Origin of the sequence: Nissabacter sp. SGAir0207, assembly GCF_005491205.1 — a bacterium.
In the GTDB taxonomy this organism is placed as follows: Bacteria; Pseudomonadota; Gammaproteobacteria; order Enterobacterales; family Enterobacteriaceae; genus Chimaeribacter.
In genome coordinates this window covers 431,792-452,528 of the sequence record NZ_CP028035.1, presented here as the reverse complement: position 1 = coordinate 452,528, position 20,737 = coordinate 431,792, and the positions used below count along the sequence as shown (strand labels likewise).

The window sequence follows — 20,737 nt, the reverse complement described above, 5'->3', positions numbered from 1 at the left end:
CCGTGGTGTTGGCCGGTAAACGCCATGTTTTACCGTTAACCTGCCGCCTTTACCGCGTCCGCGATGCGGTTAGCCAGGGACTCCACCAGTACGGCATCCTCCCCTTCCACCATCACGCGGATCAACGGTTCTGTACCGGACTTACGCAGCAGTACCCGTCCACGGCCTGCTAACTGCTTCTCCACGTCGGCGGTCACGCTCACGACCTCTGGGGATTGCAGCGGGTCATGGTTGCCTGCGAAGCGCACATTTACCAGAATCTGCGGCAGCAGCTTCATGCCGCTGCACAGGTCGTGCAGGCTCATGTGATTGCGTGTCATGGCAGTGAGTACTTGCAAACCTGCCACGATGCCGTCGCCGGTGGTGGTCTTGTCCAGCAGGATGACATGGCCGGAGTTTTCCGCCCCAATGCGCCACCCCTTCTCCTGCATCATCTCCAGTACATAGCGGTCACCGACCTTGGCACGGACAAACGGGATGCCAAGCTGCTTCAACGCCAGCTCCAGCCCCATGTTGCTCATCAGGGTGCCAACCGCGCCACCGCGCAGCTGCCCCTGACGCAGCCCTTCGCGGGCGATGATGTAGAGGATCTGGTCGCCATCGACTTTATTGCCAAGGTGATCCACCATCATCACGCGGTCGCCGTCACCATCAAACGCCAGACCCACGTCCGCTTTCTCTGCCAGCACGCGCTGTTGCAGGGCCGCCACGTCGGTCGCGCCACATTTTTCATTGATGTTCATGCCATCTGGCTGGCAGCCGATGGCGATCACCTTGGCACCCAGCTCGCGCAGCACGCTGGGGGCGATGTGGTAGGTAGCGCCATTGGCACAGTCGACCACAATTTTCAGCCCGCTAAGACTCAGCTCACTCGGGAAAGTACCCTTACAGAACTCAATGTAACGCCCCGCGGCGTCAACAATCCGGCTCGCCTTGCCCAGTTCAGCAGACTCCACGCAAGAGAGCGGCTTCTCCATCTCTGCTTCAATCGCCTCTTCCACCTCATCCGGCAGTTTTTCCCCAGCATTGGAGAAGAATTTAATGCCGTTGTCGTAGAAGGGGTTATGGGACGCGGAGATCACAATGCCTGCTTCCGCACGGAAGGTACGCGTCAGGTAGGCCACCGCCGGGGTCGGCATTGGGCCGGTGAAGGCCGCAGACAGCCCAGCCGCGGCCAGACCGGCCTCCAGCGCTGACTCCAGCATATAGCCAGAGATACGCGTGTCTTTGCCGATGATCACTTTCCGTGAGCCGTTGCGCGCCAGCACCTTGCCAGCTGCCCAACCCAGTTTCAGTACAAAATCAGGGGTGATGGGGGATTGGCCAACCTGGCCACGAATACCATCAGTACCAAAGTATTTACGGTTACTCATAATGAATTGTGATTCCTAAGCAGAAAGTGTTGCTTCGACAATGCGCATCGCTTCGACGGTCTCTTTGACATCATGCACCCTGATGATTCTGGCGCCTTTCATGGCAGCAATCACGGCGCAGGCGACACTGCCTGTCACGCGCTGCTCCGGGGGAATGTTCAGCAGTTGTCCCACCATCGATTTACGTGACATGCCTACCAGCAGCGGCAAATTGAACCCATGCAGCTCAGGCAGTCGATTCAGCAGTTGATAGTTATGCGACAAATTCTTACCGAAACCAAAGCCGGGGTCGAGCACCAATTTATCGCGGGCGATGCCTGCCTGCTCGCACCGAGCGATGTGCTGATGGAAGAAGCTGATGACATCGCTGACCACATCATCATAATGCGGGGCCTGCTGCATCGTCTGTGGCTGTCCCTGCATATGCATGATGCAGACGGGCAGGCCAGTGCGGGCCGCCGCCTCCAGCGCACCTGGCTCCTGGAGCGAACGGATGTCATTGATCAGATCAGCACCGGCCGCCGCGCTGGCGGTGATTACCGCGGCCTTAGAGGTATCAACTGAGATCCAGACATCAAAATAGCGCGCAATCGCCTCGACGATGGGCACCACCCTATCCAGCTCCTCCTGCTCGCTGACCTCCGCCGCCCCCGGCCGGGTAGATTCGCCGCCAATATCGATAATGGTGGCCCCAGCCTCAATCATGCTCTGGGCATGGCGCAGCGCCTGATCGCGGGTGTTGTGTTTGCCGCCATCGGAAAAGGAGTCAGGCGTCACATTCAGGATGCCCATCACCTGTGGGTAGGTCAGGTTAAGGGTGCGGTCGCCAGCGGTAAGCTGCATAGGTTGTTGTCTCCACCTTATCTTGAGTTCCAAATAACAAAAAACCCCGGGCAAGCCCGGGGTTGGTATTGTGCTGTCATCCTACAGTCCAACGCGGGCTTATTTATCGCCCAGCTGTTCAGACATGGTATTGCCAGGATTTGGCGTGCGTGGATCATCCACCGGCGTCGGCGCTTTTGGCGAGCCACCGTCGTTTGGTGTGTTCTTCACGACATCATCCCAGCCCGCCGGAGGACGGACATCTTTGCGGTTCATCAGGTCGTCGATCTGCGGCGCGTCGATGGTTTCATACTTCATCAGGGCATCCTTCATTGAGTGCAGGATGTCCATGTTCTCCATCAGCAGCTTGCGAGCGCGGGTGTAGTTGCGCTCAATCAGCGACTTCACTTCCTGGTCGATGATGCGGGCAGTTTCATCGGACATGTGCTTGGCTTTCGCCACAGAACGGCCCAGGAACACCTCGCCCTCTTCTTCCGCATACAACAGCGGCCCCAGCTTCTCAGAGAAGCCCCATTGGGTCACCATGTTACGCGCCAGGTTGGTCGCGACTTTAATATCGTTCGACGCACCCGTGGACACTTTTTCCGGCCCGTAGATGATCTCTTCCGCCAGACGGCCACCGTACAGGGTGGAGATTTGGCTCTCCAGCTTCTGGCGGCTGGCGCTGATGGCATCCCCTTCCGGCAGGAAGAAGGTCACGCCCAGGGCGCGGCCACGCGGAATGATCGTCACTTTGTGTACCGGGTCATGCTCAGGCACCAGACGGCCAATAATGGCGTGGCCTGCTTCATGGTACGCGGTGGACTCTTTCTGCGCTTCGGTCATCACCATGGAACGGCGCTCTGCACCCATCATGATTTTGTCTTTCGCTTTCTCGAACTCCACCATCGACACCACGCGCTTGCTGCCACGGGCGGCAAACAGGGCGGCTTCGTTGACCAGGTTAGCCAGGTCAGCACCGGAGAAGCCCGGCGTACCACGTGCAATTACGGAGGCATCAATGTCCGGTGACAGCGGCACACGGCGCATGTGAACTTTCAGGATCTGCTCACGGCCACGTACGTCTGGCAGGCCAACCACCACCTGGCGGTCGAAACGGCCCGGACGCAGCAGAGCCGGGTCCAGTACGTCAGGACGGTTAGTAGCCGCGATGACGATAATGCCCTCGTTGCCCTCAAAGCCATCCATCTCAACCAGCATCTGGTTCAGGGTCTGCTCACGCTCATCGTGGCCCCCGCCCAGACCAGCGCCACGCTGACGGCCCACGGCATCAATCTCATCGATGAAGATAATGCAAGGCGCAGCCTTTTTCGCCTGTTCAAACATGTCACGCACACGAGATGCGCCGACACCCACGAACATTTCCACGAAGTCAGAACCAGAGATGGTGAAGAACGGCACTTTGGCCTCACCCGCGATGGCTTTCGCCAGCAGGGTCTTACCGGTCCCCGGCGGGCCGACCATCAGGACGCCTTTCGGGATCTTGCCACCCAGTTTCTGGAAGCGGCTCGGCTCACGCAGGTAATCTACCAGCTCGCTCACCTCTTCCTTCGCTTCGTCACAGCCAGCCACATCAGCAAAGGTCGTTTTAATCTGGTCTTCTGTCAGCATACGGGCTTTGCTTTTGCCAAAGGACATCGCACCTTTGCCGCCCCCGCCCTGCATCTGTCGCATAAAGAAGATCCAGACCCCAATCAGCAACAGCATCGGGAACCAGGAGATGAAGATAGATGCCAGCAGGCTCGGCTCTTCCGGCGGTTCACCGACAACTTTCACATTCTTCGTCAACAGGGTATCCAGCAACTTAGGATCGTTAACGGGGATATAAGTCGTGTATCGGTTACTATCTTTCTTGGTAACGTTGATTTCACGTCCGTTGATACGTGCTTCACGAATCTGGTCTTGGGTCAATTCGGACATGAAGGTAGAATAATCTACCCTACGGCCATTCGACTCGCTGGGCCCAAAGCTCTGGAACACAGACATCAGCACGACTGCGATGACCAGCCAGAGAATTAGGTTTTTCGCCATGTCACTCAAGGGATTAACCTCATATTACAACTGTGTTAACAAACAGCGTTAGGGTACTACAGTTTGCGCCCTGTCGCTACGATGTACACTTCGCGGGAACGCGCCCGGGAAGCGTCTGGCTTACGAATCTTAACCTTCGTAAACAGGGAGCGAATTTCGCGTAGGTACTCATCAAAACCTTCTCCCTGAAACACCTTCACCAGGAAACTTCCGCCTGGTGCCAATACATCACGACACATATCCAGCGCCAATTCAACCAGATACATCGATTTAGGAATATCGACCGCCGGTGTACCGCTCATATTCGGGGCCATGTCAGACATCACCACCTGAACTTTTTTCTCGCCGACCCGCTCCATCAGCGCCTTGAGCACCAGTGGATCACGGAAATCCCCCTGCAGGAAATCGACACCGACGATAGGATCCATCGGCAAAAGGTCACAGGCAATAATCCGCCCGTTGCCGCCAATCTGGCCTACCACATATTGTGACCAGCCACCCGGTGCCGCGCCGAGGTCAACCACTGTCATGCCCGGTTTGAATAACTTGTCGCTCTGCTGTATCTCATCAAGTTTAAACCAGGCACGGGAGCGTAGCCCTTTTTTCTGCGCCTGCTGTACATATTTATCGCTAAAGTGTTCCTGTAACCAGCGGCTCGAACTGGCAGAACGCTTTTTATTGGTCATCGGTTTTCCAACTATCTTGAATTTAAGCCCGTTTTACAGGCTTTTAGTGTCATAACATTGATTGCTTTGCGCACGGTGGCCGCAGACAGGCAGATACCGGGTTGGTGATACTGTTGAGATGGCGGTAGAATGAACCGTTTTCAATCCCAACCTAAGCAAAAAACACAATGAATCTGAGTAATAAACAAAAACAGCACCTGAAAGGCCTGGCGCATCCGTTAAAACCGGTCGTTATGCTGGGTAATAACGGGCTCACCGAAGGGGTGCTGGCCGAGATTGAGCAGGCGCTTGCGCACCATGAACTGATTAAAGTGAAGATCGCCGCTGAAGAGCGCGAAACGAAGGCCTTAATCGTTGATGCTATCGTGCGTGAGACCGGCGCTGCCAATGTACAAGTCATCGGCAATATCTTGGTGCTCTACCGCCCGTCCGAAGACCGGAAAATCAGTTTACCGCGTTAAGTTTCCGCGATCTGCTGAAAAGGTGCCATGGGCACTGCTCTGATAAAAGGCCGCATGCGGCCTTTTTCTTTTCTTTACAAATAAGGCGGGAGAGGAAAACCCAAACGCTTACAGGTAATCCACGTGCAGGATTTCATACTCCACATCACCGCCTGGGGTGTTGATCACCACCACATCATCCTGCTCTTTGCCGATCAAGCCACGCGCAATCGGGGAATTAACTGAGATCAGGTTCTGTTTAAAGTCCGCCTCATCATCGCCCACGATGCGATAGGTCTGCTCTTCATCGGTGTCCAGATTCAATACTTTAACGGTCGAACCAAAGATGACGCGGCCATTATTTGGCATTTTTGTGATGTCGATCACCTGGGCATTGGAGAGCTTGGCCTCAATTTCCTGGATACGGCCTTCACAGAAGCCTTGCTGCTCGCGCGCGGCGTGGTATTCGGCGTTCTCTTTTAGGTCGCCATGCTCACGGGCATCAGCAATGTCCGAGATGATCTTCGGACGGCGTACGGTTTTCAGGTAATCCAGCTCTTCACGCAGCTTATCGGCGCCACGCAGTGTCATCGGAATCTGTTTCATAGTTACACTACCTCTACTTCAATCCTGTTTAAAAATCCGCCTTCCTGACGTATGTAAAACGAAAGGCGCAGGGTGCCTTCAAGCCTTTCGTCTCCCGGCGAGAAACAAAAGGATCCTGAGCCGGCAGGGTTTTGCTGGCTCAGGATCGGTTTTGCATTTTGATACGCATTTTAACGTAGAGTTCATTATGGGTCATCGTTTACTTTTTCCCACATTGCACCGTAGTATGGCGGCACGTTATCACTCTGTTATTCCGAAATTATGCGTTTTTCACGAATTGTCAGCGGATTGACCTGCGCGTTTATGTTGTCTGCCCATGCTGGGTCGGTTGAGGAGTACACTCAGTACCTGCCTGACGGCGCCAACCTCGCGCTGCTGGTGCAAAAAGTCGGTTCCCCTACGCCGGCCATTGATTACCACGGCCAGCATATGGCTCTTCCAGCCAGTACCCAAAAAGTGCTTACTGCCTTGGCGGCGCTGCTGCAACTGGGGCCGGATTTCCGCTTCAATACGACCTTCGAGAGCGACGCATCTATCGCAGATGGCGTACTGCGGGGCGATCTGGTGGCGCGTTTTGATGGCGATCCAACCCTGAAGCGCCAGCATCTGCGCAATATGGTGGCCGCCCTGCGCAAGCAGGGGATCCGGGAGATCCGCGGCGACGTGCTGGTGGATACCTCGGTATTTGCCAGCCATGACAAGGCGCCCGGCTGGCCGTGGAATGACATCACGCAGTGCTTCAGCGCCCCGCCAGCGGCGGCCATTGTCGATCGCAACTGCTTCTCCGTCTCGCTCTATAGCGCGCCCAAGCCCAATGACATCGCCTTTATCCGCGTGGCTTCCTACTATCCGGTGCACATGTTCAGCCAGGTACGCACGTTGGCGAAAGGCTCACCCGATGCCCAGTATTGCGAGCTGGATGTGGTGCCGGGCGAGCTTAACCGCTTCACCCTGACCGGCTGCCTGACCCAGCGTGCCGATCCGCTGCCGTTGGCCTTCGCCATCCAGGATGGCGCGGCCTATGCTGGCGCGATCCTGAAGGATGAGTTGCAGGAGGCGGGCATCCAGATTGACGGCACGCTGAAGCGCCGCACCCAGCCGTCGCCGGCGGGCACGGTGCTGGCGCAAACCCAGTCGCTGCCGCTGCATGACCTGCTGAAGATTATGCTGAAGAAGTCTGACAACATGATTGCCGATACGGTTTTCCGCACCATCGGCCATGAGCGCTTTGGCGTGCCGGGTACCTGGCGTGCCGGGGCGGACGCGGTACGTCAGGTGCTGCGCCAGAAGGCCGGTGTCGATCTGGGTAACAGCATGGTGGTGGATGGCTCCGGCCTGTCGCGCCATAACCTGCTCGCCCCTGCCACCATGATGCAGGCGCTGCAATATATCGCCCAGCATGACAATGAATTGGACTTCATCTCGATGCTGCCGCTGGCTGGCTATGACGGCACGCTACGCTACCGTGGCGGCCTGCATGAGGCCGGGGTGGATGGCAAGGTGTCGGCGAAGACCGGCGCGCTCCAGGGCGTCTATAACCTCGCTGGCTTTATCACGACCGCCAGCGGTCAGAAGATGGCGTTCGTGCAGTACCTCTCCGGCTATGCCGTGCCGCCAGAGGATCAGCGCACCCGCCGTGCGCCGCTGGTAAGGTTTGAGAGCCGCCTCTATCGCGACATCTACCAAAACAACTAGCCATAAAAAAAGGCTGCCTCAGGCAGCCTTTTTTGTGTGCGATTAACGCTGGTAGATGATCTCGACGCCTTCGTCGTCATCTTCATCCCAGTCGTCATCCCACTCCTCTTCGGCTTCCGCTTCTGCTTCGGCCAGCTGTTCACGGTGGTAGTCATCCCACATGAACTCCGCTTTCTCCGGCTTGATCTCTTCGATCGCCATCTCACGCGGCTGCGTGTTGAGGAAGCTCATGACATCCCAGCACAGCGCGTTGACGCCAGCGCGGTTGGCTGCCGAGATCATGTAGTATTTGCCTTCCCAGCCCATCTCCTCGACGATCGCCTTGGCGCGCGCTTCGGCTTCTTCGTCATCCAGCAGGTCAACTTTGTTGAAGACCAACCAGCGCTGCTTCCCAGCCAGCTTCTCGCTGTACTGATGCAGCTCATTGATGATGATGCGGGCGTTCTCCACCGGGTTAGATTCGTCGATCGGCGCGATGTCCACCAGATGCAGCAGCACGCGGCAGCGCTCCAGATGCTTCAGGAAGCGGATGCCGAGGCCCGCGCCCTCAGAGGCGCCCTCAATCAGGCCGGGGATGTCCGCGACCACAAAGCTCTGCTCGCTGTCCATACGCACCACACCCAGGCTTGGCACCAGCGTGGTGAACGGATAGTCCGCCACTTTTGGCTTAGCCGCGGATACTGCGCGGATGAAGGTGGATTTGCCGGCGTTCGGCAGGCCCAGCATCCCCACATCGGCCAGCAGCAGCAGCTCCAGGTTCAGATCGCGCTTCTCACCCGGTGTCCCCATGGTTTTCTGGCGCGGGGTACGGTTGACCGAGGATTTGAAACGGGTGTTGCCCAGGCCGTGGAAGCCGCCCTTGGCGACCATCAGGCGCTGCTGGTGGCGGGTCATGTCGCCCAGCACCTCGCCGGTGCCCTGATCAAGCACGCGCGTACCGACCGGCACCTTGATGGTGACATCTTTACCGCGCTTGCCGGTACAGTCACGGCTCTGGCCGTTCTCGCCACGCTCGGCGCGGAAGGACTTCTCAAAACGGTAGTCAATCAGGGTGTTCAGGTTCTCATCCGCCAGCAGGTAGACATCGCCGCCGTCGCCGCCGTCACCGCCGTCCGGGCCGCCCTTCGGGATATATTTTTCACGGCGGAAACTGACACAGCCGTTACCGCCATCACCTGCTACCACCAGAATCGTGGCTTCATCTACAAACTTCATTTGCGTCTCCGTAAATCATTCGTCCGGCTGCTTGAGTGAAGCCACCAGACTTTTTTCTGTCCGCCCCGGCCACCAACGGTGACCGATCGCGGAAAACATTGCCCCTGACACCACAACCATCGCCCCGAGGTATCCCACCACATTCAGCGCAGGCGACGCGAAGAGTTGCGGCCAGGCCAATGCCAGTAAATTCGAAAATAGCAGGGTAAACAGCGGCGTCAGCGTCACCAGAGCACTTACCTGTGCCGCCTGCCAGCGTGCCATTGCCTCTGCCAGCGCCCCATAGCCAATCAGGGTATTGGCCCCGCAAAAGAGCAGGCAAGCCAGTTGCCAGCCACTCAGTTGCATGATCGCCCCCGGATGCGCCAGGGGGAAGAGCGCGATTGCACATAAAGTGTACAACAAGACCAGGATCTGTTGCGACGCCAATCGGCGTAACAGAACCTTTTGCGCCACGCCGTAGCATACCCATACTGAAGCCGCGCAGACGCCCAGCAACACGCCCAGCGTGTAGTCCGTCAGCCGGGTGAAGATCTCCATCAGGCTGCGGTTAAAGAACATCATCAGCCCGCAGATCAGCATCACGGCCCCAATTATCTGGGTGATGCGCATCCGCTCTTTCAGGATGAACACGCTGGCGACCATCATGCCAACCGGGGAGAGCTGGCCGATCACCTGCGAGGCGGTCGGGCTGAGGTATTGCAACGAGGAGCTAAAGAACAGGAAGTTCCCCAGCAGGCCGCCAGTGGCAATCGCCAGCAACAGCAGCCAGCGCGGCCGGCCGAACAGGCGCAGCGACGGCAACTGACGGCGGGCCGCCAGCAGCGTACCCAAGCCGAGCGCCGCCATGCTGAAGCGATACCAGACAATCGTAAACGGGTCCATCACCTGGAGCACCTGCTTCATCGCGATGGGCAGCGCGCCCCAAAACACGGCGGTGGTGAGCGCCAGTGAGATGCCAATGCCTGCCTGCTGTCTGGTGTCCATAACCTGCCCTGCCGTCCTCTCTAAAATGTAAAAAGCCCCGCAACATAATTGCGGGGCTTACATCTACCAGTTAGGCTCGAGAAACTTATTCAGCAACGATGCTGATAAATTTACGATTGTTCGGGCCTTTAACTTCGAACTTAACTTTACCGTCAGCCAGTGCGAACAGGGTGTGGTCTTTGCCGCAACCTACGTTGGTGCCTGCGTGGAACTTAGTCCCGCGCTGACGAACGATGATGCTGCCTGCCAGTACTGCTTCGCCGCCAAAGCGTTTCACGCCCAGACGTTTAGCTTCAGAATCGCGACCGTTACGAGTTGAGCCGCCAGCCTTTTTATGTGCCATTTAATGCTCTCCTATTAAGCGCTGATACCGGTGATTTTCACATCAGTGAACCACTGACGGTGGCCCTGCTGCTTACGGTAGTGTTTACGACGACGGAACTTAACGATTTTGATTTTCTCGCCACGACCGTGCGCAACAACTTCAGCGGTAACTTTGCCGCCATTGACGAAAGGAACGCCGATGTTGATCTCTTCACCATTGGCAATCATCAGCACTTGGTCAAACTCAACAGCTTCACCAGTTGCGATGTCCAGCTTTTCCAAGCGAACGGTTTGACCTTCGCTTACTCGGTGTTGTTTACCACCACTTTGGAAAACCGCGTACATATAAAACTCCGCTTTCCGCGCACTCGCCTTTGTAGTTCAGAGCGCGCTATAAATATTCACAATAGGGCGCGAATTCTACGCAAAAAAGCATCGCATGACAAGAGCAGAATAAAGTCAAAAGAAGAAAAAAAGCACAGCTCATTTCGCGACGTTTATCTATGCCATTTTTCAAGTACAATCATACTCACTGTTACTACGATGAGCCGCTGCACGCGGTGCTCCCATTCATGGTGAAGAGCATCCCAGTAGAAAAAAATACAATGAACCTTGAACAGATTACCGACCTAACCGCGCAAGATATGGCGGCCGTGAACGCGACAATCCTCGACCAACTCAACTCTGATGTCTCCCTCATCAATCAGTTGGGTTACTACATCATCAGCGGCGGCGGCAAGCGCATTCGCCCGATGATCGCGGTGCTGGCGGCCCGGGCGCTCGACTATGACGGGGAGCAGCATGTCACCGTCGCGGCGCTGATTGAATTTATCCACACCGCCACCCTGCTGCATGACGATGTGGTGGATGAGTCGGACATGCGCCGCGGCAAAGCCACGGCCAACGCTGCCTTTGGCAACGCCGCCAGCGTATTGGTGGGCGATTTTATCTATACCCGTGCCTTCCAGATGATGACCAGCCTCGGCTCGTTGCGCGTGCTGGCGCTGATGTCTGAGGCGGTGAACGTGATTGCCGAGGGTGAAGTATTGCAGCTGATGAACTGCAATGACCCGGACATCACCGAAGAGAGCTACCTGCGGGTCATCTACAGCAAGACCGCCCGCCTGTTTGAGGCCGCTGCGCAGGCGTCCGCCATTCTGGCGGGTGCCGATGAGCAGCAAGAGCGCGCCCTGCAGGATTATGGCCGCTACCTTGGCACCGCTTTCCAGCTGATTGATGACCTGCTGGACTACGATGCCGATGGCGCGACGCTGGGCAAAAACACCGGCGACGATCTGGATGAGGGCAAGCCGACGCTGCCGCTGTTGCACGCGATGCAGCATGGCACGCCCGCCCAGGCCGCGATGATCCGTCAGGCAATTGAAGAGGGCAATGGCCGCCACCTGCTGGAGCCGGTACTGGAGACCATGCATCAGGCGGGTTCCCTCGCCTACACCCGCCAACGGGCTGAAGAGGAAGCGGACAAGGCCATCGCCTGCCTGAGCATTCTGCCGCCCTCCCCGTGGCGTCAGGCTCTGGAAGGACTGGCGCATATCGCCGTTAAACGCGATTTCTGACGCGCTGTCCTGCCCGTCGCCCGCTTGCGGGGGCGGGCTTCTTCCCTCCCCCGGCTACCTGTCTGCCACCCGATGTCGTCCCTGCATTTTCCGAAAAAACAACCATTCAAACATCCAATTTATTTCTGAAAAAGCATTAGCCCTTACAATCCTTATTCATGCAAATTATCGATTTTTCTAGCTTTTTTGCAAAGAAATGTTGCTCTTTCGCACATTTTGTTTAGTTCGTTTGGAAAGGTATTTGCGCATTTATCAGAAATTTGGTGTGATATTTTTTCTGAAACAATTGAGTGTTTCTGGTGGATTTGGGATTTAGCAAAAAGGGATGAAGATATGCGGGTAAGGAAACAGGATTGGCATCCAGCGGACATTGTAGCTGCATTACGTAAAAAGAAGATGACGCTGGCGGCGTTGTCACGGGCATCGGGATTAAGCTCATCCACCCTCTCCAACGCGCTCTATCGCTCCTGGCCAAAGGGCGAAAAGATCATCGCGGAGGCGCTGGGCCTTTCCCCCGGCCAGATCTGGCCAAGCCGTTACTATGATCCTGTCACTAAAACGATTAGGGCTCAGAAACCGTTGCGCGCCGCCAGAGTGAAACAGACGGGCGATCGGGAAGAACCGCTGGCATAAGGCCAGCGGCAGTCAGGCAGGGTGTTATGGGTTAACGAACTGTTCACCCAGCTCAATATCCTTGCGCAGTACCTCCAGCATCCCCTCCAGCGCCTGCTGTTCGGCATCGCTCAGTGCACCAATCTCTTTGCGCTCGACCACGCCCTCTTTACCCAGCAGCAGCGGTTGGGCGAAGAAGCGGGCATAGCGGCCATCGCCCTCAACGTAGGCGCACTCCACCACATTGCTCTCTCCCTGGAGCGCACGTACCAGAGACAGCCCAAAGCGTGCGGCGGCCTGGCCCATCGACAGTGTGGCGGAGCCGCCACCGGCTTTGGCCTCGACCACTTCCGTACCGGCATTCTGGATACGCTTGGTCAGGTCGGCGGCCTCTTGCTCGCTGAAGGTTACGCCCGAGACCTGCGACAGCAGCGGCAGGATGGTCACCCCGGAGTGGCCGCCAATCACCGGCACCTCAATCTCCTCGGGCTGCTTGCCCTTCAGGGCAGCGACAAAGGTGTTGGCGCGGATAGTGTCCAGCGTCGTCACGCCAAACAGGCGATTCTTGTCATAGACGCCCGCCTGTTTCAGCACTTCTGCGGCGATCGCCACCGTGGTGTTGACCGGGTTGGTGATAATGCCAATCAGCGCCGTCGGGCAGGTTTTCGCGACCTGCTGGATCAGGTTACGTACGATGCCGGCGTTAACGTTGAACAGGTCGGAGCGATCCATGCCCGGCTTGCGGGCAACACCAGCGGAGATCAGCACGATGTCCGCTCCGTGCAGTGCCGGGGTGGCGTCTTCACCGCTGAAGCCCTCAATCTTGACGGCTGTGGGGATATGGCTGAGATCGACCGCCACACCGGGGGTGACGGGGGCGATGTCATATAAAGAGAGTTCCGAACCTGAAGGCAGTTGGGTCTTTAGCAAAAGGGCGAGCGCCTGACCAATGCCGCCGGCTGCGCCGAGGATTGCAACTTTCATCCTATACTCCTTTTTTATGGTAAACGTAAAAATGCCGTGAATTCAAAACATTAATACTTTACGTCATCGCGAGATCCACCACAAATCCTTACCGGATCTGTGCGGGCATGTGCGATAGGTCAGCCCGAACATTAAGGAAAGCGTGAAGTGAGTGAAAAGTGTGGTGCACAGAACGAGACTCCAGTATGACATGCCCGGCCCCGCACAATCCGTGAGCTGCATTACAGTGATGAACAACATTTGTACAACACCATTTTAATATCAATATCACTTATTGCCAGCCGCGGAAAAAGCTTCGCCAATTGGCATATTCATGAGGGGGCGATTTTGCTACACTCCGCGGCTTTCCTTGTGAGAGTAAGCCTGCAATGATTCAGGCCCCTGCTCGACATTGCATAAAAATTCATATATATGCATAATAATGACTTCAACTCTGATGATTCCACGGTGCACTATGCGTAATCCCGCAAAACAAGAAGATCTGATCAAGGCCTTTAAGGCGCTGCTGAAAGAAGAAAAATTCAGTTCTCAAAGCGAGATTGTTCAGGCGTTGCAAGAGGAAGGGTTTGATAACATCAACCAGTCCAAAGTCTCCCGTATGCTGACCAAGTTTGGCGCGGTGCGTACCCGCAATGCCAAGATGGAGATGGTCTACTGCCTGCCAGCAGAGTTGGGCGTGCCTACCACCACCAGCCCGCTGAAGAATCTGGTGCTGGACGTGGATTACAATGACTCTGTGGTGGTCATCCGCACCAGCCCCGGTGCCGCGCAGCTGATTGCCCGCCTGCTGGACTCACTGGGCAAATCCGAGGGTATCCTCGGCACCATCGCTGGGGATGACACCATCTTCACTACCCCGGCCAATGGCTTCAGCGTCAAGCAGCTCTATGATGCCATTCTGGGTCTGTTTGAGCAGGAACTCTGATCTGCCCCCCCAACGGCGCCTGTGCGCCGTTATGCTTTTCTTGCCCGCTGACCGGCCGGTAAAATTACCTTCCTGAACTTCCTCATACGTGATTATCCCGCTTCTGCACCACTCTTTCGCCGATCCAACCACAAAATAATGTGACCACAGCATATCGCCCTGCTAGAAAGCGCACTTTTGGTCAAAGCGAGTCATGTCCCTGATCTTACGAAAAATTAACGTTCTTCGAACGTAAATTAATCAATTTTTATGCTTTGTGGTTATAAAAAAATCACAATCGCATACAAAGTAACCTCAAAAACTATTAGCGTCCTATTTATTTTTAGATGTAACGAGGCGTATACTTCGTTTCGTGATGTGAATCACATAAATCTAACGAATAATAAAGCACGACGAGGACAAACCATGAACATTAAGACAAGTATCGCGACCCTGAGCATTCTATCTGCACTGTCATTCGGCGCATTCGCAGCACAATCTGTTGATGCCAATCAGGCGGCTGGCCTGCAATCGATGGGCACCATCACCGTGAGCGGTGTGACCGCTGCACCGTCAGATATCCGTCAGCAACTCTCTGAAAAAGCAGACAGTAAGGGTGCCAAAGCCTACCGTGTGGTTGAGGCTTACACCAACGGCAACTACCACGCCACCGCCGAGATCTACCAGTAATCGCTGGCGACCACGCCACGCTGAGGGAGCGCCCGCTCCCGCTGACTTACCTGTAACAACCGATAGGCCGAAACTGTGATGTAGCCTTAGCGGTTGTTCTGCAACCTTAAGGATTTTAATCATGAAAATGAAAGCAACCTTTGCCGCCCTGGCCCTGTTCTCCGCCCTCTCTGCTGGCGCATCCGCCGCCGAGTTGGTGACCGCCCCGACCCATGACATGACCCCGGTCGGCACGGTCAGCGTCAGCGGTGTAGATGGCTCACCAACCGCCATCCGTCAGGCGCTCTCTGATGCCGCCGACAGCAAAGGCGCGAAAGCCTATCGGGTGGTGGAAGCCTACTCCAACGGCAACTACCACGCGACAGCGGAAATCTACCAGTAATCGCCGATGCGGCCCGGCCCACTCCCACAAGATGATGGGAGCAGATTGGGCGGCCGCCTGCAGGAAAGCATCGTGTTAAGCAAGTTAATCCCAGCCCTGATGGCCATGCTGGTGGGCCTCGCCCCTGTTGCCCATGCCGAAACCTCCGGCAGCGCAGAGGCGGCCCCCGCCATGCAACATGCCGAATCCCTGCCCCTGAGCCTTTCTCAGGTGTTGATGGGCACCTCGGCACAGGGTGAACACCTCACCCCCGCCATCAGCGGCACGCTAGAAAGTCAGGCATGGCACCACGCCGCTGCCCAATAAATACCCTCGTCCTCTCCGACGAACCCCATTGCCCCTGCCTGCCAGGGGCTTTTTTATGGCACTTGCCCATAAAAAAAGGGGCCGAAGCCCCTTGTTTATCGCATGGTGATTTACTGCGCCGCTTTGGCCGCCAGCTTCTCCAGCAGTTTGGTATGGATGCCGCCGAACCCGCCATTGCTCATCACCAGAATATGGTCGCCAGCGTGCGCCGCTTTCACCACCATGTCCGCCAGGGTATCGACGTCCGCGCTCCAGTAGGCGGGCTGCACGCACGCCTCGGAGACTTCCGCCACCTGCCACGGGATATTCTGCGGCTGGAGCAGGTAGACCTCATCGGCACGCCCCAACGCCGGTGCCAGCTCATTTTTGCTCATGCCCAGCTTCATGGTATTGGAGCGCGGCTCCAGCACCGCCAGAATGCGCGCCGTGCCGCCCACCTTGCTGCGCAGCGCCGCCAGGGTGGCAAGGATCGCCGTCGGGTGATGGGCGAAATCGTCATAGACGGTTACGCCATTGGCCTCGCCACGCAGTTCCAGACGGCGGCGGGCGTTGATGAAGCCGCCCAGCGCCCGGCAGGCGTCCGCCGGTGCTACGCCAACGTGGCGCGCCGCGGCAATCGCCATCAGGCCATTGTGCATGTTGTGCTCGCCCACCAGCGCCCAGCTCACCTCGCCAACCCGCTCGCCCTCGAGGAAGACCTCGAACTTGCTGGCGTCCGGCGTCAGCTTGGCAGCACGCCAGCGGCCATCTTCGCCCACGAACTCCTGCTCGCTCCAGCAGCCCATCGCCATCACCTGCTTCAGGTGGGAGTCGTGATCCGGCAGGATGATCTTCCCTTGCCCCGGCACCAGCCGCACCAGATGGTGGAACTGCTTCTGGATCGCCTTCAGATCGTCGAAGATGTCGGCATGATCGAACTCCAGATTGTTCAGGATCAGGGTGCGCGGGCAGTAGTGGACAAACTTGGATCGTTTGTCGAAGAAGGCGCAGTCATACTCATCCGCCTCGATCACGAAGAACGGGCTGCCGCCCAGACGGGCAGAGACCTCAAAGTTGCCCGGCACGCCGCCGATCACGAAGCCCGGCTGGTAGCCGCACTCTTCCAGGATCCAGGTGACCATGCCGGCGGTGGTGGTTTTGCCGTGCGTCCCGGCAACGGCGATGACCCAGCGTTCACGCAGCACATCGTCATGCAGCCACTGCGGGCCTGACATATAGCGGATGCCACGCTCCAGCACTGCCTCCACGCACGGGTTGCCGCGCGTCATGGCGTTGCCGATGATCACCAGATCCGGCGCGGGATCGAGCTGTGCCGGATCGTATCCCTGGATAAGGTTGATGCCCTGGTTCTCCAGCAGTGTGCTCATCGGCGGATAGACATTGTCGTCAGAGCCGGTTACCTCATGGCCCAGCGAGCGGGCCAGCATCGCCAGCCCGCCCATAAAGGTGCCGCAGATACCAAGAATATGAATACGCATATTATTTCCATTTGATCACTTTGGGTCAGCCGGTATTCTACCGCTCGGAATCGTCCAGAAGAAATGGATTTGCCTATGAATCGTCCATATCTTTACGTTAAACTGGCTCAGCTTATGTTGGTGGTTTGTAACCGAAACCACTTTCCATCATTAGATTCAGGGATTGTGTCATGAAAACGTTAGGCGAATTCATTGTCGAGAAGCAGCACGACTTCCCCCACGCCACAGGTGAACTGACGGCGTTGCTCTCCGCGATCAAGCTCGGTGCCAAGATTATCCACCGGGATATCAATAAGGCGGGTCTGGTCGATATTCTGGGTACCAGCGGCGTGTCGAACGTTCAGGGCGAAGTGCAGATGAAGCTCGATCTGTTCGCCAACGAAAAGCTGAAAGCGGCCCTGAAAGCCCGTGGTGAAGTGGCAGGCATCGCCTCCGAAGAGGAAGATGAGATCGTCATCTTCGAAGGCGCGGAGAACGCCAAGTATGTGGTGCTGATGGACCCGCTGGATGGCTCCTCCAACATTGACGTCAACGTCTCTGTCGGCACCATCTTCTCCATCTATCGCCGCATCAGCCCGATTGGCACCCCGGTCAAGGCCGAGGATTTCCTGCAACCGGGCAGCGCCCAGGTCGCCGCTGGCTATGTGGTGTACGGCTCCTCCACCATGCTGGTCTACACCACCGGCTGCGGTGTCCATGCCTTCACCTATGACCCTTCCCTCGGCGTGTTCTGCCTCTCCCATGAGAAAGTCTGCTTCCCGGAAAAGGGCAACATGTACTCCATCAACGAAGGGAACTACATCAAATTCCCGCTCGGCGTGAAGAAGTACATCAAATATTGCCAGGAGCAGGATGAGGCGACCCAGCGCCCCTACACCTCACGCTATATCGGCTCGCTGGTGGCGGACTTCCACCGCAACCTGCTGAAGGGCGGCATCTATATCTACCCAAGCACCGCCAGCCACCCGAAAGGCAAGCTGCGCCTGCTGTATGAGTGCAACCCGATGGCCTTCCTGGCCGAGCAAGCGGGCGGCAAGGCCAGCGATGGCGTGCGCCGCATTCTGGACATTGAGCCGGAATCGCTGCACCAGCGCGCGCCGTTCTTTGTCGGCACCCACTCTATGGTGGAAGATGCCGAGCGCTTTATCGAGCTCTACCCGGACAACTGATCCGGCGGCAATAAAAAAGGGTGATCTCGCGATCACCCTTTTTGCTTTCTGCCTGCCGATAAGCCCTATCGGCCTACTTTGAAGCCCGCCATGATCTCCGCCAGCAGCCGCGCCTGCTCCTCCAGCGAAGCGGTGGCGGCGGCAGCCTGCTCCACCAGCGCCGCATTCTGCTGCGCCACTTGATCCATCTGCGTCACTGCCTGATTGACCTGGCCGATGCCATTGCTCTGCTCATGGGTGGCGGTGGAGATCTCACGCATCAGCGTGGTGACCCGGCCCACCTCCTCGGCAATTTCACTCATGGTCTGTGCCGCGCCCTCGACCATCTGGCGGCCCTCTTTGACCCGCGCCTCGGAGTCGCCAATCAGCGTCTTAATCTCTTTCGCCGACTGGGCGCTGCGCTGTGCCAGATTGCGCACCTCACCGGCCACCACCGCAAAACCACGCCCCTGCTCCCCGGCACGTGCCGCCTCGACCGCCGCGTTCAGCGCCAGAATGTTGGTCTGGAACGAGATGCCATCCATTACAGTGATAATGTCGCCGATACGTTGCGAACTGTGAGTAATGGCGCGCATCTTCTCCATCACCTCGCTCACCACGTCACTGCCCTTGCTGGCGATGGCGGAGACGCTCTCTGCCAGCGCATTAGCCTGCTCGGTATTCTGCGCGTTCATGCGCACGGTGGAGGTCAGCTCCTCCATGCTGGCGGCGGTCTGCTCGAGTGAGGCGGCAGACTCTTCGGTGCGCGCCGCCAGATTGATGTTGCCAGCGGACAGCTCGCGTGCGCCGGTGTCAATCTGGTTGGCAGCATTGCGCACCCGGCTGACCGACTCCGCCAGCGACCCCTGCATGTTCGCCAGCGCGTGGCCCAAGCGGCCAATCTCGGTATTCCCCCGCAGCGGCACCGGGCGGGTGAGATCGCCAGCGGCCATGTGCTCCAGGTGGGCCATCACTTGCTCCAGCGGGCGCAGGATAATCTGCTTGAGCGCAAACCACGCCAGTACCACCAGCGCCAGTACCAGCAGGCAGGCGATGATGATGATCGTCAGCTTGAAGTGGGCACTCCCTACCGCATGGTTAACGCTCTCCTCCCCCAGATCCTTGCCAAAGGCGCGGAAGTTGGCGATGGCGGCATCATAAGGGTTGCTGTACTGGCTAATCTGGTGCTCCAGCAGCTCATAATAGTCATCCGGCTTGCTCTGTTGCAGGGTAGCCAGCAGCGTCGCCAGCCCCTTCTCCCGGTATTGGCTGTAGGCCGCATCCACCGCCTGTGCCAGCGCCTCGCCGCGCTCGCCGGAGTGGTCAGAGGCCTTGAAGTCGGCCATGTTCTGGTCGGCACGTTGCAGGTAGATGGCAATGCGGCCCGTGGTCTTCTGGGCATCATCGGTCATGCCGGTCTCCATCTGCCGGATGGCCAGCGCCGCCGCGGTGCGCACCCGCAGCGTATTGTTGTAGCCCTCGGTGACGGAGTTCATCTCCTCGCCCTGAAGCTGGTTAATTTGCTGGAGGGAGCGTGCATCCTGCTGTATGGCCACGCCGCCGATAATGCTGACCAGCAGCAACAGCAGAGTCATCAAGCCCAGCAGGGCAACCAGCCCAGCTTTGACACTAATCTTGTTGAACATACGTAATCCTGGTGTGGTGAAAAAAAAGACGTTAAGACAATGGGTTGCGGGTTTTTCCCGCATCATTTGTCTTTTCTATCGGCAGGGGGCGTCAATCCTTGAGGGAAAATGTGATGCAGCTCTCACTACAGCAGTGGAGGGATAAGTCTGAAATTGGCGGCGAAGGCAGCAACGGCGCCGTCTGGCGGGCTGGCGGCGTGTTAAAAGGGCAGGACTTCATAAAAGAGTTGGCTATAATAGCCGACACTCTAATTCTGGTTCGATGAAAGGAAACCACCATGAGCTTGAACAACGTACCGGCAGGCAAAGATCTCCCGGAAGATATCTACGTAGTGATCGAAATCCCGGCCAACGCTGATCCGATCAAATATGAAATCGACAAAGAGACCGGCGCGCTGTTCGTAGACCGCTTCATGTCTACCGCGATGTTCTACCCGTGCAACTACGGCTACATCAACCACACCCTCTCCCTGGATGGCGACCCGGTTGACGTACTGGTCCCGACCCCGTACCCGCTGCAGCCGGGTTCCGTGATCCGCTGCCGTCCGGTGGGCGTGCTGAAGATGACCGACGAAGCCGGTGAAGATGCCAAGCTGGTGGCCGTGCCGCACAGCAAGCTGACCAAAGAGTATGACCACATCAAAGATGTGAACGACCTGCCGGAGCTGCTGCGCGCCCAGATCGCCCACTTCTTCGAGCACTACAAAGACCTGGAAAAAGGCAAATGGGTGAAAGTTGAAGGTTGGGACAACGCGGAAGCGGCGAAAGCTGAGATCGTGGCCTCCTTCGAGCGCGCGAAGAAGTAATCTT

General features: G+C 57.3%; 22 protein-coding genes. 10 read left to right on the top strand and 12 right to left on the bottom strand.

Annotation, left to right across the window (positions count from 1 at the left end; genetic code table 11):
• Window positions 1–35: 35 nt before the first annotated feature.
• The 4 genes from glmM to rlmE all read right to left on the bottom strand — a co-directional run bounded on the left by glmM (window position 36) and on the right by rlmE (window position 4,933).
• Window positions 36–1,373, bottom strand: a complete 1,338-nt coding sequence (glmM, locus tag C1N62_RS02075) for a phosphoglucosamine mutase (protein WP_137762061.1) — start codon at window positions 1,371–1,373, stop codon at window positions 36–38.
• A 15-nt stretch (window positions 1,374–1,388) separates the two neighbouring features.
• Complete coding sequence (gene folP, locus C1N62_RS02070; RefSeq protein ID WP_137762060.1) at window positions 1,389–2,216, bottom strand: dihydropteroate synthase; 828 nt, start codon at window positions 2,214–2,216, stop codon at window positions 1,389–1,391.
• A 99-nt stretch (window positions 2,217–2,315) separates the two neighbouring features.
• Window positions 2,316–4,247, bottom strand: coding sequence for an ATP-dependent zinc metalloprotease FtsH (gene ftsH, locus C1N62_RS02065; protein WP_137762059.1), 1,932 nt, complete (start codon window positions 4,245–4,247; stop codon window positions 2,316–2,318).
• 56 nt (window positions 4,248–4,303) lie between these two features.
• The gene (gene rlmE / locus C1N62_RS02060) at window positions 4,304–4,933 is read right to left on the bottom strand and encodes a 23S rRNA (uridine(2552)-2'-O)-methyltransferase RlmE (RefSeq protein WP_137762058.1); all 630 of its coding nucleotides are present in this window, start codon (window positions 4,931–4,933) and stop codon (window positions 4,304–4,306) included.
• A gap of 167 nt (window positions 4,934–5,100) precedes the next feature.
• Between rlmE and yhbY the strand changes: the two genes are divergently transcribed.
• Window positions 5,101–5,394 (top strand): ribosome assembly RNA-binding protein YhbY, encoded by a 294-nt coding sequence (yhbY, locus tag C1N62_RS02055; protein WP_137762057.1) that lies wholly within the window; start codon window positions 5,101–5,103, stop codon window positions 5,392–5,394.
• A 108-nt stretch (window positions 5,395–5,502) separates the two neighbouring features.
• Here the strand turns inward: yhbY and greA are convergent, their stop codons facing one another.
• Window positions 5,503–5,979: a transcription elongation factor GreA gene (greA, locus tag C1N62_RS02050; protein WP_137762056.1), complete on the bottom strand. Its 477-nt coding sequence runs from the start codon at window positions 5,977–5,979 to the stop codon at window positions 5,503–5,505.
• A 261-nt stretch (window positions 5,980–6,240) separates the two neighbouring features.
• Between greA and dacB the strand changes: the two genes are divergently transcribed.
• On the top strand, window positions 6,241–7,674 hold the full coding sequence (gene dacB, locus C1N62_RS02045; protein ID WP_137762055.1) for a serine-type D-Ala-D-Ala carboxypeptidase: 1,434 nt from the start codon (window positions 6,241–6,243) through the stop codon (window positions 7,672–7,674).
• Between the two features lie 42 nt (window positions 7,675–7,716).
• Here the strand turns inward: dacB and cgtA are convergent, their stop codons facing one another.
• The 4 genes from cgtA to rplU all read right to left on the bottom strand — a co-directional run bounded on the left by cgtA (window position 7,717) and on the right by rplU (window position 10,545).
• Window positions 7,717–8,889 (bottom strand): Obg family GTPase CgtA, encoded by a 1,173-nt coding sequence (gene cgtA / locus C1N62_RS02040; RefSeq protein ID WP_137762054.1) that lies wholly within the window; start codon window positions 8,887–8,889, stop codon window positions 7,717–7,719.
• A 15-nt stretch (window positions 8,890–8,904) separates the two neighbouring features.
• The gene (locus tag C1N62_RS02035; protein ID WP_137762053.1) at window positions 8,905–9,876 is read right to left on the bottom strand and encodes a DMT family transporter; all 972 of its coding nucleotides are present in this window, start codon (window positions 9,874–9,876) and stop codon (window positions 8,905–8,907) included.
• Window positions 9,877–9,961: 85 nt separating this feature from the next.
• A complete protein-coding gene (rpmA, locus tag C1N62_RS02030) occupies window positions 9,962–10,219 on the bottom strand; it encodes a 50S ribosomal protein L27 (RefSeq protein ID WP_072927085.1) in 258 nt (85 codons plus the stop codon).
• Between the two features lie 14 nt (window positions 10,220–10,233).
• Window positions 10,234–10,545 (bottom strand): 50S ribosomal protein L21, encoded by a 312-nt coding sequence (gene rplU / locus C1N62_RS02025; RefSeq protein WP_137762052.1) that lies wholly within the window; start codon window positions 10,543–10,545, stop codon window positions 10,234–10,236.
• Window positions 10,546–10,805: 260 nt separating this feature from the next.
• Between rplU and ispB the strand changes: the two genes are divergently transcribed.
• Entirely contained in the window at window positions 10,806–11,777 is a 972-nt protein-coding gene (ispB, locus tag C1N62_RS02020; RefSeq protein ID WP_137762051.1) for an octaprenyl diphosphate synthase, read from the top strand.
• Between the two features lie 333 nt (window positions 11,778–12,110).
• Complete coding sequence (locus C1N62_RS02015) at window positions 12,111–12,410, top strand: helix-turn-helix transcriptional regulator (protein ID WP_137764878.1); 300 nt, start codon at window positions 12,111–12,113, stop codon at window positions 12,408–12,410.
• A gap of 24 nt (window positions 12,411–12,434) precedes the next feature.
• Here the strand turns inward: C1N62_RS02015 and mdh are convergent, their stop codons facing one another.
• A complete protein-coding gene (mdh, locus tag C1N62_RS02010) occupies window positions 12,435–13,373 on the bottom strand; it encodes a malate dehydrogenase (protein WP_137762050.1) in 939 nt (312 codons plus the stop codon).
• A gap of 454 nt (window positions 13,374–13,827) precedes the next feature.
• On the opposite strand from mdh, the gene argR reads away from it, so the two are divergent.
• The 4 genes from argR (at window position 13,828) to C1N62_RS01990 (ending at window position 15,655) form a co-directional block, all read left to right on the top strand.
• Window positions 13,828–14,298 carry a transcriptional regulator ArgR gene (gene argR / locus C1N62_RS02005; protein ID WP_137762049.1) on the top strand — a complete coding sequence of 157 codons (471 nt, stop codon included), beginning with the start codon at window positions 13,828–13,830 and terminating at the stop codon, window positions 14,296–14,298.
• Window positions 14,299–14,703: 405 nt separating this feature from the next.
• Window positions 14,704–14,967: a peroxide/acid stress response protein YhcN gene (yhcN, locus tag C1N62_RS02000; RefSeq protein WP_137762048.1), complete on the top strand. Its 264-nt coding sequence runs from the start codon at window positions 14,704–14,706 to the stop codon at window positions 14,965–14,967.
• A 121-nt stretch (window positions 14,968–15,088) separates the two neighbouring features.
• Window positions 15,089–15,349, top strand: coding sequence for a YdgH/BhsA/McbA-like domain containing protein (locus C1N62_RS01995; RefSeq protein WP_137762047.1), 261 nt, complete (start codon window positions 15,089–15,091; stop codon window positions 15,347–15,349).
• 72 nt (window positions 15,350–15,421) lie between these two features.
• Window positions 15,422–15,655: a hypothetical protein gene (locus C1N62_RS01990; protein WP_137762046.1), complete on the top strand. Its 234-nt coding sequence runs from the start codon at window positions 15,422–15,424 to the stop codon at window positions 15,653–15,655.
• Between the two features lie 110 nt (window positions 15,656–15,765).
• Here C1N62_RS01990 and mpl read toward each other — a convergent pair whose 3' ends face one another.
• Window positions 15,766–17,133, bottom strand: coding sequence for a UDP-N-acetylmuramate:L-alanyl-gamma-D-glutamyl-meso-diaminopimelate ligase (gene mpl, locus C1N62_RS01985; protein WP_137762045.1), 1,368 nt, complete (start codon window positions 17,131–17,133; stop codon window positions 15,766–15,768).
• Window positions 17,134–17,303: 170 nt separating this feature from the next.
• On the opposite strand from mpl, the gene fbp reads away from it, so the two are divergent.
• Window positions 17,304–18,302, top strand: a complete 999-nt coding sequence (fbp, locus tag C1N62_RS01980; RefSeq protein ID WP_137762044.1) for a class 1 fructose-bisphosphatase — start codon at window positions 17,304–17,306, stop codon at window positions 18,300–18,302.
• 65 nt (window positions 18,303–18,367) lie between these two features.
• Here fbp and C1N62_RS01975 read toward each other — a convergent pair whose 3' ends face one another.
• Window positions 18,368–19,927 (bottom strand): methyl-accepting chemotaxis protein, encoded by a 1,560-nt coding sequence (locus C1N62_RS01975; protein WP_137762043.1) that lies wholly within the window; start codon window positions 19,925–19,927, stop codon window positions 18,368–18,370.
• A gap of 278 nt (window positions 19,928–20,205) precedes the next feature.
• Between C1N62_RS01975 and ppa the strand changes: the two genes are divergently transcribed.
• Window positions 20,206–20,733 (top strand): inorganic diphosphatase, encoded by a 528-nt coding sequence (ppa, locus tag C1N62_RS01970; RefSeq protein ID WP_137762042.1) that lies wholly within the window; start codon window positions 20,206–20,208, stop codon window positions 20,731–20,733.
• Window positions 20,734–20,737: the final 4 nt, after the last annotated feature.